This is a genomic window from Pseudomonas sp. VD-NE ins, assembly GCF_031882575.1.
GTDB classification, from domain to species: domain Bacteria; phylum Pseudomonadota; class Gammaproteobacteria; order Pseudomonadales; family Pseudomonadaceae; genus Aquipseudomonas; species Aquipseudomonas fluorescens_BZ.
On sequence record NZ_CP134772.1, the window covers coordinates 1,557,233 to 1,572,404 of the forward strand.

At 60.9% G+C, this 15,172-nt stretch carries 13 protein-coding genes and 1 riboswitch; of the genes, 2 read left to right on the forward strand and 11 right to left on the reverse strand.

All coding sequences use genetic code 11. From position 1 onward, the window contains the following. Positions 1-56: 56 nt before the first annotated feature. The 11 genes from RMV17_RS06810 to RMV17_RS06860 all read right to left on the reverse strand — a co-directional run bounded on the left by RMV17_RS06810 (position 57) and on the right by RMV17_RS06860 (position 13,816). Positions 57-941, reverse strand: coding sequence for an alpha/beta hydrolase (locus RMV17_RS06810; protein ID WP_311886081.1), 885 nt, complete (start codon positions 939-941; stop codon positions 57-59). 316 nt (positions 942-1,257) lie between these two features. Continuing rightward, positions 1,258-1,950, reverse strand: a complete 693-nt coding sequence (locus tag RMV17_RS06815) for a pseudouridine synthase (protein ID WP_311886082.1) — start codon at positions 1,948-1,950, stop codon at positions 1,258-1,260. 33 nt (positions 1,951-1,983) lie between these two features. Beyond that, the gene (locus tag RMV17_RS06820) at positions 1,984-2,214 is read right to left on the reverse strand and encodes a cysteine-rich CWC family protein (RefSeq protein WP_064119704.1); all 231 of its coding nucleotides are present in this window, start codon (positions 2,212-2,214) and stop codon (positions 1,984-1,986) included. Then, a complete protein-coding gene (locus RMV17_RS06825) occupies positions 2,207-3,694 on the reverse strand; it encodes a sensor domain-containing diguanylate cyclase (protein ID WP_311886083.1) in 1,488 nt (495 codons plus the stop codon). Before RMV17_RS06825 ends, RMV17_RS06820 begins: the two co-directional genes overlap by 8 nt. 319 nt (positions 3,695-4,013) lie before the next feature. Further along, positions 4,014-5,786: an allophanate hydrolase gene (gene atzF / locus RMV17_RS06830; RefSeq protein WP_311886084.1), complete on the reverse strand. Its 1,773-nt coding sequence runs from the start codon at positions 5,784-5,786 to the stop codon at positions 4,014-4,016. 24 nt (positions 5,787-5,810) lie between these two features. Beyond that, positions 5,811-9,443 carry an urea carboxylase gene (gene uca, locus RMV17_RS06835; protein WP_311886085.1) on the reverse strand — a complete coding sequence of 1,211 codons (3,633 nt, stop codon included), beginning with the start codon at positions 9,441-9,443 and terminating at the stop codon, positions 5,811-5,813. A 282-nt stretch (positions 9,444-9,725) separates the two neighbouring features. After that, entirely contained in the window at positions 9,726-10,367 is a 642-nt protein-coding gene (locus tag RMV17_RS06840; protein ID WP_311886086.1) for an urea amidolyase associated protein UAAP2, read from the reverse strand. Between the two features lie 11 nt (positions 10,368-10,378). Continuing rightward, the gene (locus tag RMV17_RS06845) at positions 10,379-11,104 is read right to left on the reverse strand and encodes an urea amidolyase associated protein UAAP1 (protein WP_311886087.1); all 726 of its coding nucleotides are present in this window, start codon (positions 11,102-11,104) and stop codon (positions 10,379-10,381) included. 25 nt (positions 11,105-11,129) lie between these two features. Further along, positions 11,130-11,918, reverse strand: a complete 789-nt coding sequence (locus RMV17_RS06850; protein ID WP_034153130.1) for an ABC transporter ATP-binding protein — start codon at positions 11,916-11,918, stop codon at positions 11,130-11,132. Next, positions 11,915-12,730, reverse strand: coding sequence for an ABC transporter permease (locus RMV17_RS06855; RefSeq protein WP_311886088.1), 816 nt, complete (start codon positions 12,728-12,730; stop codon positions 11,915-11,917). The genes RMV17_RS06850 and RMV17_RS06855 overlap by 4 nt, the downstream gene beginning before the upstream one ends. Positions 12,731-12,748: 18 nt before the next feature. Further along, complete coding sequence (locus tag RMV17_RS06860) at positions 12,749-13,816, reverse strand: putative urea ABC transporter substrate-binding protein (RefSeq protein WP_311886089.1); 1,068 nt, start codon at positions 13,814-13,816, stop codon at positions 12,749-12,751. A gap of 63 nt (positions 13,817-13,879) precedes the next feature. After that, positions 13,880-13,980, reverse strand: a riboswitch (guanidine-I (ykkC/yxkD leader). A gap of 283 nt (positions 13,981-14,263) precedes the next feature. On the opposite strand from RMV17_RS06860, the gene RMV17_RS06865 reads away from it, so the two are divergent. Together RMV17_RS06865 and RMV17_RS06870 are read left to right on the forward strand one after the other, a co-directional pair. Next, positions 14,264-14,527: a hypothetical protein gene (locus RMV17_RS06865; protein ID WP_034153133.1), complete on the forward strand. Its 264-nt coding sequence runs from the start codon at positions 14,264-14,266 to the stop codon at positions 14,525-14,527. Positions 14,528-14,707: 180 nt separating this feature from the next. Next, positions 14,708-15,115, forward strand: coding sequence for a hypothetical protein (locus tag RMV17_RS06870; RefSeq protein ID WP_034153134.1), 408 nt, complete (start codon positions 14,708-14,710; stop codon positions 15,113-15,115). Positions 15,116-15,172 lie beyond the last annotated feature (57 nt).

Below are 15,172 nucleotides of genomic sequence, written 5' to 3' on the forward strand. Positions count from 1 at the left end.
CTGCGGTGCGTAAAGCAAAATCCCAGCCCCACAGCCTCGCTCGCAACGACACCCTTTCAAATAGCCAATGCATGTTGATCCTGAACAAACGAGTAGCGCGTTCGGCTGGCTTGCTGCGCCGGTTTCAGAAAGCCGAGCAAGGCGTTCTGGCTATCGCGGCACGCCGCCTTGTGTTCCATGTCGAGAAAGTGCCCGGTGGCTTGCAGCGTGGTGAACGTGCTCTGCGCCACATGATTGCCGAACAGGCGTGCGTCCTCGGCAGCGGTGTATTCGTCCCATTCGCCGTTTAAAAACAGCACCGGCACGTTGATCTTTTTCGCGGCATTCAGATAGCACTGCCGATCGCTGTGCAGTACGTCGCTGATGTGGAAGTGCATCTGCCCGTATTCGTGCTCGGCGAGGCTGCTGACGTGGCGATAGTTGAAGCGTTTGAACAGTGACGGCAGGTGTTTGCCGATGGTGTTGTTGACCAGATGGCCGACACGGTCGCCGTCGCGCTGGCCGAGGTAGTCGACGCCGCGTTCGAGGTAGTCGAGCATGTGCGCATTGATCACCGGCGAGAACGAGCTGATCACCGCCCGTTCGATGCGCCGTGGCTGGTGGGCGAGAGCGACCAGGGTCGCAGCGCCGCCCCAGGAGAACGACAGCACGTGTTCGGCGGCGAAGTGGTCGATCAGCTCGAGCAGAATCAGCCCTTCGACGTCCTTCGTCAGATGTTTCTCGTGGCGGTTGTGGGCTTTTGACCGGCCCGCGTAGGGCTGGTCGTAGCAAACCACGTTGAATTGCGGGTGCAGGTTTTTCACAGTCTGTGCAAACGACGCAGTCGTGGCCATCGAGCCGTTGACCAGGATGATGGTCTTTTCTGCGGCGTCTGCGCGATAGAACTCCGTGTAAACCCGATACTGACCCTGTATATCCAGCACAGCGATTTCTGGCCTCATGTCATAAGACTCCTGGCAAGCAAGCGGGTATGCGCGCAAATAGAGATTGCACGAGCTTTGTGACAGGTAGGCATACGCCTGGAATTTGCTTGGCCCATGTCGATCCATGACTGCGGTCGACGGGTGTTGTTATTGGCGGGCAGTCTGCCGGCTGAGGCGGAGCCTTGAAGGCTCTCTACCGGCAAAAAGTTTCTTGGATGTATGTTGTGACTCATCGGTCACAATCTGGCCGACGTCCTGATTCAAGCAGGGGAGTCGGGATCGCGCAAGTGCCGTTGGTAAATTGTTCGACAACTTCTGCTGAGCGGTCGCCGGCTTAGAACAAATGGATCTCTTCGGTGCGCAAAGCGCGGTACTCGCCCGGTTTTAGCGCGTTATCGAGGTGTAGAAAACCCATCGATTCGCGGTGCAGGCGCAGGACTTTGTTGTTGAAGAAACCAAACATGCGCTTCACCTGATGGTAGCGACCCTCGACGATGCTCAGCCGCGCCGAGCGTGGGCCGAGCAGCTCCAGGTGCGCTGGCTGCGTGGTCAGGTCCTCGAAGGCGAAGTAGATGCCCTCGGCAAAAGTGCTCGCATATTGCGCGCCAATGTCCTGCTCGGTCTCGACGTAATAGACCTTCGGCAGTTTGGTCTGCGGCTGGGTCAGGCGGCGCGACCACGCGCCGTCGTTGGTGATCAGCATCAGGCCGGTGGTGTTGAAGTCCAGGCGTCCGGCGATGTGCAGGTCGTCCTTGTCCGGCTCATCGATCAGGTCGAGCACGGTCGGATGCTGCGGATCGCGGGTGGCGCTGACGCAGCCCGGCGGCTTGTGCAGCATGAAGTAGCGCGCCGGTTTGCCGCTTTGCAGGACTTCGTCATCGACTTCGACACGGCTGAATTCCAGCACTTCGCTGTGCGGATCGCTGACGACTTTTCCGTCAATCCGCACGCGCTTTTCCACCAGCAACAGGCGAACCTGTTGACGGTTATAGCGGGGCAGGTTGCTGAGGAAACGGTCGACGCGCATGTTCAGAGTTCAGTAAATGAAGGGGCGCGCATCTTACGGGATCGGCCGCTTGGCTGCTTGCAGTTGCGCCTCGACTTGCGCGCAACGCGGGCACAGGCAGGATTGGTTGCGCAGTTCTGGCGGCAGTGCTTCAAGCACGGCCGGGTCGATGCTCACGCCGTAGCACCAGCATTCGCGGTCGGCGGTGCGCGGGTCTGCCAAGCTGCAGTCGTTGCGCGCGCCGCAGGCCGGGCAATGGTCGGGTTTAACGTCGGAATCAGGCATAAGTCGAGTGAGGCATTTCCACGCAGGTGCGGTTGCGGCCGGTTTGTTTGGCTCGGTACATCGCATGATCGGCCCGCGACAGCAGGCTGTGCAAGGTGTCATCGCGTTGCAGGGTGGTGGCGCCGATGCTCACCGTCAGATTGAGGCGGTGGCCGTCGTAGGCATATTCGTGTTGTTCGACGTGTTGGCGGATCTTTTCGGCAATTTTCTGACCGGTGTCGCCATCGGTGTCCTTCAGCAATACGATAAATTCCTCACCGCCCCAGCGGCAAACAATGTCGGCGTGGCGCAGGCAGCTTTGCAGATCGCGGGCAAAACCGATCAGCACCTGATCGCCGGCCATGTGCCCGTAGGTGTCGTTCAACACCTTGAAATGATCGAGGTCGAGCAGCAGCGCGGTCAGTGGTTTGGTTTCGCGTTGTGCTTCGTGCAGGGCCTGTGCGGCGAGAATGTCGAAGCCACGCCGGTTGGGCAGTTCGGTGAGACTGTCGAGAATGGCCTGCGCCTGGATTTTGCTTTGGTAGCGTTTGATTACGCGGTTGAGCAACGCCAGCACAATCAGCGTCACCAGCAGGCAGATCAGCAGATTCAGGTACAGCGACTGACGGATTTCACTTAGGGCGCTGTCTTCGCGTTTATCGACAAACAGGTACCAGTTCAGCTCCGGGATAAACCGCACGTTGAGGAAATGCCCCTGACCGTGGGCGGAATATTCGTAGCTGCCGCTGTGCGGTTTCGGCAACTGGCTGACCAGACTTTTCATGCTCTCGAGTTCGCCGAGACTCTGGCCGATATGCGCGCTTTCAGGTCCGCCCTCGGCGCCGGTCAATACCAGTCGGCCGAAGGTGTCGACGAAGTACACGCTGCGTTGATAGCGCTGTTGATATTTGTCGATCAGCTTGATCACCGCGTCCACGGTCAGACCGACGCCCGCCGCGCCGATGAAGCGGTTGTGGTAGTCGTAAACCTTGTAGTTGATGAAGAAGGTCAGGTTGTCCTTGTTGGCCAGATCCGGGTCGACGTTGATCTCGTACGGATCCTTCATGTCGCGTACGCGGAAGTACCAGGCATCGCGCGGCTCATCGACCTTGACCTGCTTGAGCACGCCTTTGGCGTGGTAGTAGGTGTGGCTGGCGTTGGAGACGAAGAACGCGGTGTAAGCGCCGTAATGGGTCATGACCTCGTCGAGGTAACGGGTCATCTGCTCGGGATTCTGCTCGCCGTTGACCACCCAGTCGCGCATGAAGGTGTCGCGGGACATCATCGAGGAAATCAGGATCGGCCGGACGAGGTCTTTCTGGATTTCCGAGTAGACCGTGTCTGAGGTCAGCGGCAATTCGGTGTTGACGATGTTGTCGCGGATCGATGCGCGGGAGGCGTAGTAACTCAGCAACGACGTGGCGAGGAACCCGGCGCCGAGCAGGGCGATCAGCGTCAGGACCAGCGAGCGTTGCGAGTACAGGGGAGAACGAAGCGGCATGGCAGTTCCGTTGGCAGTGGCCCGATGGCATGCATTCTAGTGGGATGACCGGGAAAAGACTGCGGGATTTATGCCTGAAATGGCGGGGGATTTGACGTTGAGGGTGTGTCAGAAGCACCGCTCCCTCACCCCAGCGCTCTCCCGGAGGGAGAGGGGGCTAAATTGTGGTGATTTCAAAACCCGAGTTCGACTCGGTATCACCGAATGACAACCACCTGACAACCACTTCGGTCAGTCCCCTCTCCCACCGGGAGAGGGTTAGGGTGGGTAAAGACCGGGTACATGCTTTACGTTTGAGACCGGGGACATGGTTTCCAGATCAGCTCCGAGTTTCCAGATACGCCCGCCAGCCGCCCAAATGGCTGATGTCCAGCGCACCTTCCAGACCATACGGCTCACAAATAAACCCGCTTTCCCACCGCCCATCCGCCAACTGCACCTTGCCCAGACCAAGCGGCGCCGGAATCCCGGTGAGGAACGAGCCCAACTCACTGCTCGGCAACTCCCACACTTCCACCGCAATCGCCACACCGCCATCCTTCACTCGCACCATGCCCGGCCGCAGCGGCGGGCCGCCGGCCAACGCATACAGTTGATAATCCGGCGAGCTCAACGTTGTTTCCAGCAAACGCCCACCCCGCTGCGTCAGTTGCCAGTTCAACGCCAACCCTTGCAGATGCGCGCCACACACCACAATGCGTGCGCGATCACTGCGTGCAACGTTCGGGGGCGTTGGCAGCGCATTGTCTTGCTGACGCTGCAGCGCATCGGCCACGCTCAGCAGATATTGATCGGTGAAGACCCGACCAAACAACGTCACACCCCACGGCAAACCGTTGGCCATGAACCCGCTCGGCACGGCGACGGCGGCGTAGTCGAGCAGGTTCATGAAGTTGGTGTAGTAACCCAGTTCGGAGTTGCGCAGCACCGGTTCGGCGTGCAGTTCGGCCAGCGTCACCGGGCGGCCGATGGTGGGGGTGAGCACGCAGTCGAGGCCTTCGAGGGCCTGATCGCACAGCGCTTTCAAGGCTTGCAGCCGATACTGCGCGCGGAAGGTCTGCACGCCGGTCACCGCCGGCGCCTTGGCCAGTACGGCGCGGATCACCGGCAAAACAGCTTCGGGATTGTGCTCCAGCAATTCGCCGGCAACGCTGTAACGCTCGGCAACCCACGGCCCTTCGTAAAGCAAACGCGCAGCTTCGAGGAACGGCGACAGATCCAGTTCAACCGCTTCGCCACCCAAGGCCTTGAGCCGGTCGATGGCATCGCCGAACAACAGCGGCCCTTCGACGCAACCGAAAAACTCCAGATCCTGCGCGCGTGGCACGCCGAAACGAAACGCGCGTGGCGCACCAAACGCCGAGCCGTCATTCCATGATGGATTACGGCGGCTGTATTCATCGCGCGGATCGAGTTTCGCCGTCAGCGCCAGCAACTGACTCGCCTCACTCGCCGTCGCGGTAAACGTGGTCACGCAATCCAGCGTGCGACACGCCGGCAGCACACCGGCGGTGGAGATCAGCCCTTTGCTCGCTTTCAATCCAACCAGATTATTCAGTGCCGCCGGCACCCGACCGGAGCCAGCGGTATCGGTGCCCAAGGCAAAACTCGCCACGCCCAACGCCACCGCCAGCGACGAACCGGCGCTGGAACCGCCGGACGGATATTCCGGCAATACGCTGTTCGGACAAGCGCCGTAAGGCGAGCGGCTGCCGTTAAGCCCCGTGGCAAATTGATCAAGATTGGTCTTGCCCAGCGGTATCGCGCCCAAGGCGATCAACTGCTCGACGATGGTCGCCGAGCGTTCCGGCACATAAGCAAAGTCCGGGCACGCGGCGGTGGTCGGTATGCCGGCCAGATCGATGTTGTCCTTGATCGCAAACGGCACGCCGTACAGCGGCAAGCTGTCGAGGTCGCGACCGTCGAGGGCGGCAAGGTAGGGCTCCAGTTCGGCGACGCTGAGCAGGTGGATGAACAGGTGATAATCCGGGTTCAGCGCGGCGGCTTTCTCGCGCAGTTTCGGCAGCAGTTGACGCGGTGTGGTGTCGCCATTGCGATAGGCCTGGCGCAGAACATCGAGTTGCAGATTCATGAGTAGATCCTTATCCAGTTGGCTTCAGTCGAGTGTCAGCACCACGACCCGTTGTCCGGCGCGTACCGCCGAACCGGGTTGCACGCGAATCTCGCGCACCACGCCGGCCATCGGCGCGATTACCGGGATTTCCATCTTCATCGACTCGAGAATCACCAGCACATCGCCCGCCGCGACACGGCTGCCGGCCTCGACCTGCACCTGCCAGAGATTGCCGGCAATGTGGCTGTCGACGCTGTGTTCATCGTCGGCCAGTGGCGCATCCTCGGTCGATTCCGGCACGGCTTCTTCGCTGTCGAAATGCGCCTGACCGCTGGCGATCCAGCGTTCGCGCTCGGCATTGAAGGCACCCTGTTGTTGGGCGCGAAAGGCGCTGATGCCTTCGGCTTCACGATCAAGAAACGCCTGATAATTGCCGAGGTTGAGTTGGCTGTGTTCGATGTTCAGCTCGAAGCGCCCGAGTGGAAAATCGCGGCGGATACGCAGCAGTTCTTCGGCGCTGACCGGGTAGAAACGAATCTGATCGAAGAAGCGCAGCAGCCACGGTTTGCCATCGAACGCGGCGACTTCGCGATAGCGGTTCCACATCTGCAAGGTGCGCCCGACGAACTGATAACCGCCCGGGCCTTCCATGCCGTACACGCACATATAGGCGCCGCCGATGCCCACCGAGTTCTCGGCGGTCCAGGTGCGCGCCGGGTTGTATTTGGTCGTAACCAGACGATGACGCGGATCGAGCGGCGTGGCCACCGGCGCACCGAGATAAACGTCGCCAAGGCCCATCACCAGATAGCTCGCGTCGAACACGGTGCGCTGCACTTCGTCGAGATTGGGCAGGTCGTTGATGCGGCGGATAAACTCCAGGTTACTGGGGCACCACGGCGCGTCCTTGCGCACGGTGGTCATGTATTTTTCGATGGCCAACTGGCAGGCCGGGTCGTCCCACGACAGCGGCAAATGCACGATGCGCGAAGGCACTTGCAGGTCGTTGGCGGCGCACACCGCGTCCCATTCGCCGGCGATGATGCCGAGCAGATCGGTGAGCGGCAGTTGCTCCGGCTGGTAGTGAATCTGCAATGAGCGAATGCCGGGGGTGAGGTCGATCACGCCGTGCAGGGATTTGCTTTCCAGTGCCTGCATCAGGGCGTGGGCGCGGAAGCGCAGGACGAGATTGAGCTCAGGCTCGCCGATTTCCAGCAGTAAATGAGTGTCGCCAGAAACCCGCCCGACCAAGCGCATATCACCCTGACCCAACGCCAGCACCACAGGCGACACAAGATCCTGTGGGAGCTGGCTTGCCAGCGATGAAGTTAATGCGGTGTCTGGACGGGCCCCATCGCTGGCAAGCCAGCTCCCACAGTTATCCCATTGACAGGCGAGGTCGCGAGCGGTTTTTAGATTGACGGGAATGAACTGGATTTTATCGCCCGCCTTGAGCTGCCCCAATTGCCACAGATCCGCTTCAATCACCGTCACCGGGCAAACAAAACCGCCAAGGCTCGGGCCGTCCGGGCCGAGGATCACTGGCATGTCGCCGGTGAAATCCACCGCGCCGATCGCATACGGATTGTCATGAATATTCGACGGATGCAACCCGGCCTCGCCACCGTCGGCCCGCACCCACTCGGGCTTCGGCCCGATCAGCCGAACACCGGTGCGGCTGGAGTTGAAATGCACTTCCCACTGGGTTTGAAAAAAAGTGCCGATGTAGTTTTCCGTGAAGTATTCCGGCGCGCCGTGCGGGCCGTAAATCACCCGGATCTGCCGCACCGCCGGCAACGCGGTGATGTGCTGTTCGGCCAGTTGCTGACCGGCACTGCGGTCAGTCAGCGCAGGGATATGCAACACATCACCGGCACGCAACGCCCGACCACCGTGCCCACCAAACTGGCCAAGGGTGAAAGTGCTTTTGCTGCCCAGATAATCCGGCACCTGCAAACCGCCGCGCAGGCACAAATAGCTGCGTGCCCCGGCGCCGCTGATGCTGCCCAGATGAAGTGTCGCGCCCGCCGGTATCAGCAGAGCGGTGTTCATCGGCACGCTTGCACCTTCAAGCGTCAGGGCAATCGGCGCGCCGGTCACCGCGACCACCGCTGCACAATTGAAGCGCAACAAAGGTCCGCTCATGGTGATTTCCAGCGCCGCCGCACTTTCATCGTTGCCGAGCAAGCGATTGCCCAGACGCAGCGCGCGACTGTCCATCGGCCCCGATGGCGGCACACCGACAGCCCAGTAACCGAGGCGACCGGGATAGTCCTGCACGCTGGTTTGCGTGCCGGCACTGAGCACTTCGAAGGTGTTGGCGCGATAGATCAGACCTTCCAGGCAACGCGTCCACGGCTCACCGCTGGCGAACGGAGCATCGAGGAGAATCTGCCGCAGATAATCACGGTTGGTTTCCACGCCGTACAACAGACTGGCGCCCAGCGCTTGATGCAATTCGGCCCGCGCCTGATCGCGGGTGGGCGCCCAAGTAATAACCTTGGCGATCATCGGATCGAAATATGGCGGGATCTCGCAGCCGGCCTCGACCCAGGTATCGATGCGCAGTTGAATGCCGTTGGCCGGTGGAAACTCCACTGCCGTCAGCAAGCCCGGGCTCGGCTGAAAATCCCGCCCCGGATCTTCCGCATACAGCCGCGCCTGAATCGCATGGCCCTCGGGTTTCAGCTGATGATACAACTCGCTCAGCGGCGGCAAATCTCCCGCCGCCAGCTCAACCATCCAGCACACCAGATCGACGCCCCAGACCTGTTCGGTGACGCCGTGTTCCACCTGCAAACGCGTGTTCACTTCGAGAAAATAGAAGCGCTGAGCCTCGCTGTCGAAAACGAATTCAACGGTACCGGCGCTGCGATAGTTCACGGCTTTCGCCAGTTTGATCGCCGCCGCGCACAGCTCCTCGGCCATTCCGTCCGGCAGGTTCGGCGCCGGGGTTTCTTCGAGGACTTTCTGATTGCGCCGCTGCACCGAGCAGTCGCGCACGCCGAGGGCGATGACCTCACCGCGACCGTCGCCGAACACCTGAACTTCCAGATGCCGTGCGCGCTGAATGTACTTCTCGATGAATACGCCGGCATCGCTGAAATTGTTCTGGCCGAGGCGTTTGACTGCCTCAAAGGATTCGCTCAATTCGCTGGCGCTGCGGCACACGCGCATGCCGATGCCGCCACCACCGGCGGTGCTTTTCAGCATTACCGGGTAGCCGACCTGTTCGCCAGCGATCAGCGCGGCATCGAGGCTGTCGAGCAACTCGGTGCCTTCAAGCATCGGCACGCCGTGCTGTTTGGCCAGGGCGCGGGCGGTGTGCTTGAGGCCGAACACCCGCAGTTGTTCTGGCGTCGGGCCGATGAAGGCGATGTTGTGTGCTGCGCAGGCTTCGGCGAACGCGGCGTTTTCGGAGAGAAAGCCGTAGCCGGGATGGATCGCCGTGGCGCCGCTTTGCTTGGCGATGGCGAGGATTTTGTCGACTGCCAGATAGGTGCCGGCGGCGGCGCCTTCACCGAGGCTGTGGGCTTCATCGGCGTGCAGGATGTGCAGGCTGGCGACGTCGGCTTCGGAATACACGGCCACACCTTTGACCTGCAGTGAAGCAAGGGTGCGCAGGATGCGGCAGGCGATGGCGCCACGGTTGGCGATGAGGACTTTTTCGAACATGGCATAACCCCTGAAGGGGAAGCGGGCCGTCCCGCCGTTTTTCGACAGACATCCGGGCCGTCCCGGATGAAAAAACACATTGACTTCAAACCACCTGAAATTCCCTGTGGGAGCTGGCTTGCCAGCGATGACGTCAGCACTTCCAACATCAATGGTGACTGACACACCACCATCGCTGGCAAGCCAGCTCCCACAGGGTTTAGGGTTGTCTGGGGGATTTCAGGCACTGCCCGGAACGGGCCTGGCACAGGGCGAATAGCCAACGGCGTAAACGGCGGATAGTCAGTTCCATACCAGCAGCTCCGCAGGTGTCGGGTTGTAGGCGTTGCACGGGTTGTTCAACTGCGGGCAATTGGAGATCAGCACGATCACGTCCATCTCGGCACGTAAATCGACGTACTTGCCCGGCGCCGAAATCCCGTCCTCGAACGTCAGCCCGCCATCCGCCGTCACCGGTACATTCATGAAGAAATTGATGTTCGGTCCGATGTCGCCTTTGCCCAGTCGGCCGTCATGCACACAGGCGCGCAGGTAGTTGTCGCGGCAGCTGTGCATGTAGCGTTTTTCCTGGGCGTAGCGCACGGTGTTGCTCTCTTGTGCGCAGGCGCCGCCGAGGGTGTCGTGGCGTCCGCAAGTGTCGGCGACGATGGTCAGCATCGCGTGGCCAAGGTTGGAATAGAGCACGCTGCCGGAGGTCAGGTAGACGCTGTTCTGCCGACGCAAGGTGCGTTGTACGTCGTAGCGTTCCTTGGGATTGGCGAGGCTGTAGAACAAGGTATCGATTGCCTGATTGCCTTCAATGTCCAGAATGCGCAGGGTCTGGCCGGCCTTGACCTCCATCAACCACGGCTCACCGGCCGGGATCGTGGCGCGGTACACCGCTGCATCGGGTTGGTTTTGCGAAGTGGCGATAGCAACTGACATGGCAGCGATCCTCAGGCGAACAAACGGTCGGTGTTGATAAAGCCGCGCTCATTTTCCGGGCGCGAGGTGCGGCAGTGTTCGGCGACGCTGGCGTCGGCGTTCATCCAGCTCAGCTTCAGCGGTTTTGGCGTGTATTCCGGTGCCGGGTCCATGGGGTGTTGCAGCGCAGTGAGCACCACCAGCGTGTCCATCGGCGCGTACAACTCGATGTAATCGCCGGCCTTGGAATTGCCCTCGACGAAGTGGAAACGCCCGGCCTCATCGACATTCACCCGGCTGAACAGATTGAGGGTCATCAGCAAGTCGGACAGGCCCAGGCCCCACTTGCCGAGTTCCACCAACAGGTTGTCGGTGCCGTTGCGGAAGAAGCCGTTGCGCAGTTCCTGATAGCGGCCCTGACCGTACTTCTGCGCGACCTCTTCGGCGCAGAGCACGCCGCCGAGGCTGTCGCTCCAACCGCAGGTGTCGGCGGTGATTGCGGCCAGTACGCGGCCCATGTCCGAGTACAGGCAATGGCCGGCGGTGAGCTTGGCGGTGTGTTGGCATTTGAGGCTGTCGGGCAGGTTCAGCCGTTCGGTTTTTTCGTTGGCGTTGAGCAGGGTCAGGCTGACGTTGGCGCCGCCGCGCAGATCGGTCAGGCGCAACAATTGGCCGCGCTTCAACACGAAGGAACGGTGGCCGCCGCCGGGGAGCATTTCTTCGGCAAAGGGTGGGAACAGTTGGGTTGAATCGGTCATTGGTTTATTCATCGGAGCAATCCTCTCAAGCGGTGCGAAGGGCGCCTGCCAGTGGCAACGGCAGGGCGTCGACGGCGGCGCGTTGGGCGCGGCGGTCGCTGTTCAAAGGGATGTCGTAGGTGATGCGCGCGCCATAGGCGCCGGGGGCATGCGGGTCGAGGCGAACCTTGTCGAACACCAGCAGACGCGTGCCGAGGCTGAAGCCTTCGGACAAGTCATGGGTGACCATGAACACCGTCAGTTTGGTCTCGCGCCACAGTTCCAGCAGCAAGGCGTGCATGTCTTTGCGGATGCCCGGATCGAGCGCGCCAAACGGTTCGTCGAGCAGCAATACGCGCGGTTTCATGATCAGTGCCTGGGCAATCGCCAGTCGTTGCTGCATCCCGCCGGACAGCTGCGCCGGGTACTTGTCGAGCGCATGGCCGAGGCCGACTTTTTCCAGCAATGCTGCGGCCTGTTCGCGCGCCTCACGTTTGGCGTTACCGAACAAGCGACCCAGCAACGGCGCACGCGGCAGTTCAAGGCCGAGGGCGACGTTGTCGAGCACGCTCAAATGCGGGAACACCGAGTAGCGCTGGAACACCACGCCACGGCTGGCATCCGGCTCGCTGGCCAGCGCTTGACCGTCGAGCAGAATCTCGCCGCGACTCGCCGTTTCCTGACCGAGCAGCAGGCGCAGGAAGGTCGATTTACCGCAACCGGACGCGCCGACCAGGGTGCAGAATTCGCCCTCGTTGACGCTCAGGTTCAAGCCTTCCAGCACGACCTGATCGGCGTATTGCTGCCAGACGTTTTTTACCGTGATGAAACTCATTTGGCGGCCCCCTCATACCAAGGGAAGGCGCGACGGGTCAGGTATTTCAGGCCCCAATCCATCAGCCAGGCGAGGAGGGTGATCCACACCACGTACGGCAAAATCACGTCCATCGCCAGATAACGCCGGACCAGAAAGATCCGATAGCCGAGGCCGTCGGTGGAGGCAATTGCTTCGGCGGCAATCAGGAACAACCACGCCGAGCCGAGCATCAGCCGCAACGAGATCAGCAAGCGCGGCAGCAGTTGCGGCAGCACCACGCGCAGCATCAGCGTCCAGGTCGAGGCGCCGAGGGTCTGCGCCTTGATCAGCAGTTCGACCGGTATTTCCCGGGCGCGTTGTTCCAGATCGCGAGCGAGCGCCGGGGTAATGCCGATGACGATCAGCATGACCTTCGACAATTCGCCCAAACCGAAAACGATGAACAGAATCGGCAGAATCGCCAGCGGCGGCACCATCGACAACACCGTCAGCAAGGGCGACAACGGCGCGCCGAACAGCGGCAACGTACCGGCTGCGATGCCCAGGCACAGCCCGGCCAGCGCAGCGATGCCGAGGCCAATCGCCAGACGCCGCAGACTCGACGCGGTGTCCTGCCACAACAGGTAGTCACCGGTGCGGCTGTCGGCATTGAAGGCCAGGCGTTTTACCGCGTCGCTCATCTGCGCGGCGCTGGGCAGCAGTTTGTCGTTGGGGTTGTCCGCCAGGCGCTCGGCCGAGCCCATGAAGTAGGCGAACAACACCAGGACGAACGGCAGGATCACCAGCAACAGGCGACTCGGGCGATCCGGGTGGCGATTGATCAGGCGCATGGCCAAATCCTCCGTGGCTTACAGCTTGGCGTCGGCGGCCATCTGCACGTAGGTCGGATCGAAACGCAGCTTGAGATTGCCGGTATCGCCACTGGTCACGCCGTTGGCGAAGGCCATGCCGACCGCGCTGGTATCTTTCGCGCCTTCGCCGAGCAAGCCGTGCTGGAACGAGAACTCGGCGACCTTGCGCATGGTTTCCGGCAGTTGCTTGCTGGTGGCGAAGTTCAACGCTTCGCTTGGCGTGGCGAACAGTCTGGTGGTGTCGAGTTGCGCCTGGAATCCGGCCAGATCAGTGCCCGAGGCCTTGGCCATGTGCTCCAGCGCAGCCTTGCTTGCAGCGTTCTTGGCATTCATCAAATCGACCACTTCGAACCATGCACCGGTCAGCGCTTTGCCCAATGCCGGGTTGTCTTTGAGGGTGGCGCTGTTGACCACCATCATGTCCATGATTTCGCCGGGAATCTGACTGGAGTTGAACACTTCGGTCACGCCCGGTTTGGCCTTGATGTCCGAGAGCATCGGGTTCCACGTGGTTACGGCGTTGACTTGCGCGGTGTTGAAAGCGGCGGAGATATCGGCGTCGGAAGTGTTGACCACTTTCAGGTCTTTCTCGGTCAGATCCATAGAGTCCAGCGCCCGGGCCAGCAGGTAGTGCGAGACCGACAGTTCGACCAGATTGACGTCCATGCCCTTGAGATCGGCGACTTTCTTGCCCTCGCCCTTGAGGACGATGCCGTCGTTGCCGTTGGAGAAGTCGCTGACGATCAGTGCAGTACTGTCGACGCCGCCCGCCGCTGGAATGGTCAGTGCGTCCATGTTGGTCATGGTGCAGCCGTCGAACTGGCCGGCGGTGTACTGGTTGATCGATTCGACGTAATCGTTGAGCTGTACGACGTCGATCTTGATCCCGTACTTCTTCGCCCATTTGTCGACAATGCCCTGGCTGCCAGCGTATTCCCATGGCATCCAGCCAGCGTAAATCGTCCAGCACACGCTGAAGTGATCTTTCTGGGCGGCGGGGGCTTGGCTGCTGATGAGCGCGGCGAAGGCGGCGGCGAGCAGGGCGGGCAAACGTAGTCGGGTCATGGTGGATTCTCCAGTTGATCAAGGGCGGACAGGAAGGCAACGCGGCACCGCGAACGGTGGCTTGTCTCCCGGGCTTTTGTCCCGCCGTGTAACCTCAACTGGAGGTCGCCAACTCTCGGACCAGCCACTCGCGCTTGCGAGCCGGAACCCTAGTCAGCCATTGCAAATTGTGGTGCCGCGAACCTGTGATGACTCCTGCACGGGTTTGCTAAAGCGAGACGCGTGCCAAGTCGCGTCAGGCGCTCTGGCACGGGCGCGCGGGTTGCCTAGGGTTGGCGGCGAGGGCGCTGAGGCGCTTTGTGTTGGTGCGCGGCTGCACCGTGATGCAGCGCGTTTGCCGCTGATCCGATGGTTTTGGCGTGTTGGCACTCGGCATGGCTTCGTCAGTCAAAACAGATGTCAGCCGGTCTGTGCCGACTGCTGTCGCGGGTCTTTCAGGAGGCCGCCATGCTTATTCAAAAAACGTTGCGTCGGGTGCTGCTGGGAGCGGTGCTCGGTTTAGGCTTGTCTGGTTGTTATTACTACGCCGGTCCCTACGATGGGTATCCGTCTACTTACTACTCTCCCGGCTATTACTCGCCTTATTACTACGGTGGTTATTACGGTCCGCGCTACTACGGCGGCGCGCGTTATTACCACGGTGGCTACGGCTATCGAGGCGGTTACGGACGGGGTTATCACGGCGGCGGATATCACGGTGGCCACCATTGATCAGCGGCTGAATGACAGCGTTTTCCAAATGAACAGGATTTCATCAATCACTTGTTTCAACTTGTTGCAGGAACGCACCAGATGCCGAAAACGCTGTCTGATTTTTCGACAGTCACCGATTAAATGACTGTCGCCTGCCAGCGTCGCTGGTGTGGCCAACCCGCGGTCCAGGAGGCCGCCATGTATAGACGAATTCTTCTACTTGCTGCGTTGATGTTTTCCGTTGCCGGTTGCGTCCCGTACTCTTACGCGGACTCGTATTACAGCTCTGAGGTCTACACATCACCCGCACCGGCTTACTACAACACGGGCGGCACGTATTACAACGGTGGCAGCACGTATTACGCGCAGCCACGCTACTACCAGCCAGCCCCGCGGTATTACCAGCAACCGCGCTATTACCAATCGGCGCCGCGTTACTATCAACCGGCTCCGCGTTATTACGAAAGCCGTCGCTGGCACGACAACGATCGCGGGCGCTGGGATGGCCACCGTCGTGGCGGTTGGGATAACGATCATCGCGGTCGTGGCAATTACGACCGACACAGTGGACGCGGTGACCACAACGGACGCGGCAACCGCTGGTAATTACCCGCAAATGAAAAGCGGCGCTTGAAGCGCCGCTTTTTTGTGCCCGGGGATATC

What these genes read in the sequence shown, in the direction of transcription:
- RMV17_RS06810 (WP_311886081.1), bottom strand. Translation starts at nt 941, where the DNA reads ATGAGGCCAGAAATCGCTGTGCTGGATATACAGGGTCAGTATCGGGTT.
- RMV17_RS06815 (WP_311886082.1), bottom strand. Translation starts at nt 1,950, where the DNA reads ATGCGCGTCGACCGTTTCCTCAGCAACCTGCCCCGCTATAACCGTCAA.
- RMV17_RS06820 (WP_064119704.1), bottom strand. Translation starts at nt 2,214, where the DNA reads ATGCCTGATTCCGACGTTAAACCCGACCATTGCCCGGCCTGCGGCGCG.
- RMV17_RS06825 (WP_311886083.1), bottom strand. Translation starts at nt 3,694, where the DNA reads ATGCCGCTTCGTTCTCCCCTGTACTCGCAACGCTCGCTGGTCCTGACG.
- atzF (WP_311886084.1), bottom strand. Translation starts at nt 5,786, where the DNA reads ATGAATCTGCAACTCGATGTTCTGCGCCAGGCCTATCGCAATGGCGAC.
- uca (WP_311886085.1), bottom strand. Translation starts at nt 9,443, where the DNA reads ATGTTCGAAAAAGTCCTCATCGCCAACCGTGGCGCCATCGCCTGCCGC.
- RMV17_RS06840 (WP_311886086.1), bottom strand. Translation starts at nt 10,367, where the DNA reads ATGTCAGTTGCTATCGCCACTTCGCAAAACCAACCCGATGCAGCGGTG.
- RMV17_RS06845 (WP_311886087.1), bottom strand. Translation starts at nt 11,104, where the DNA reads ATGACCGATTCAACCCAACTGTTCCCACCCTTTGCCGAAGAAATGCTC.
- RMV17_RS06850 (WP_034153130.1), bottom strand. Translation starts at nt 11,918, where the DNA reads ATGAGTTTCATCACGGTAAAAAACGTCTGGCAGCAATACGCCGATCAG.
- RMV17_RS06855 (WP_311886088.1), bottom strand. Translation starts at nt 12,730, where the DNA reads ATGCGCCTGATCAATCGCCACCCGGATCGCCCGAGTCGCCTGTTGCTG.
- RMV17_RS06860 (WP_311886089.1), bottom strand. Translation starts at nt 13,816, where the DNA reads ATGACCCGACTACGTTTGCCCGCCCTGCTCGCCGCCGCCTTCGCCGCG.
- RMV17_RS06865 (WP_034153133.1), top strand. Translation starts at nt 14,264, where the DNA reads ATGCTTATTCAAAAAACGTTGCGTCGGGTGCTGCTGGGAGCGGTGCTC.
- RMV17_RS06870 (WP_034153134.1), top strand. Translation starts at nt 14,708, where the DNA reads ATGTATAGACGAATTCTTCTACTTGCTGCGTTGATGTTTTCCGTTGCC.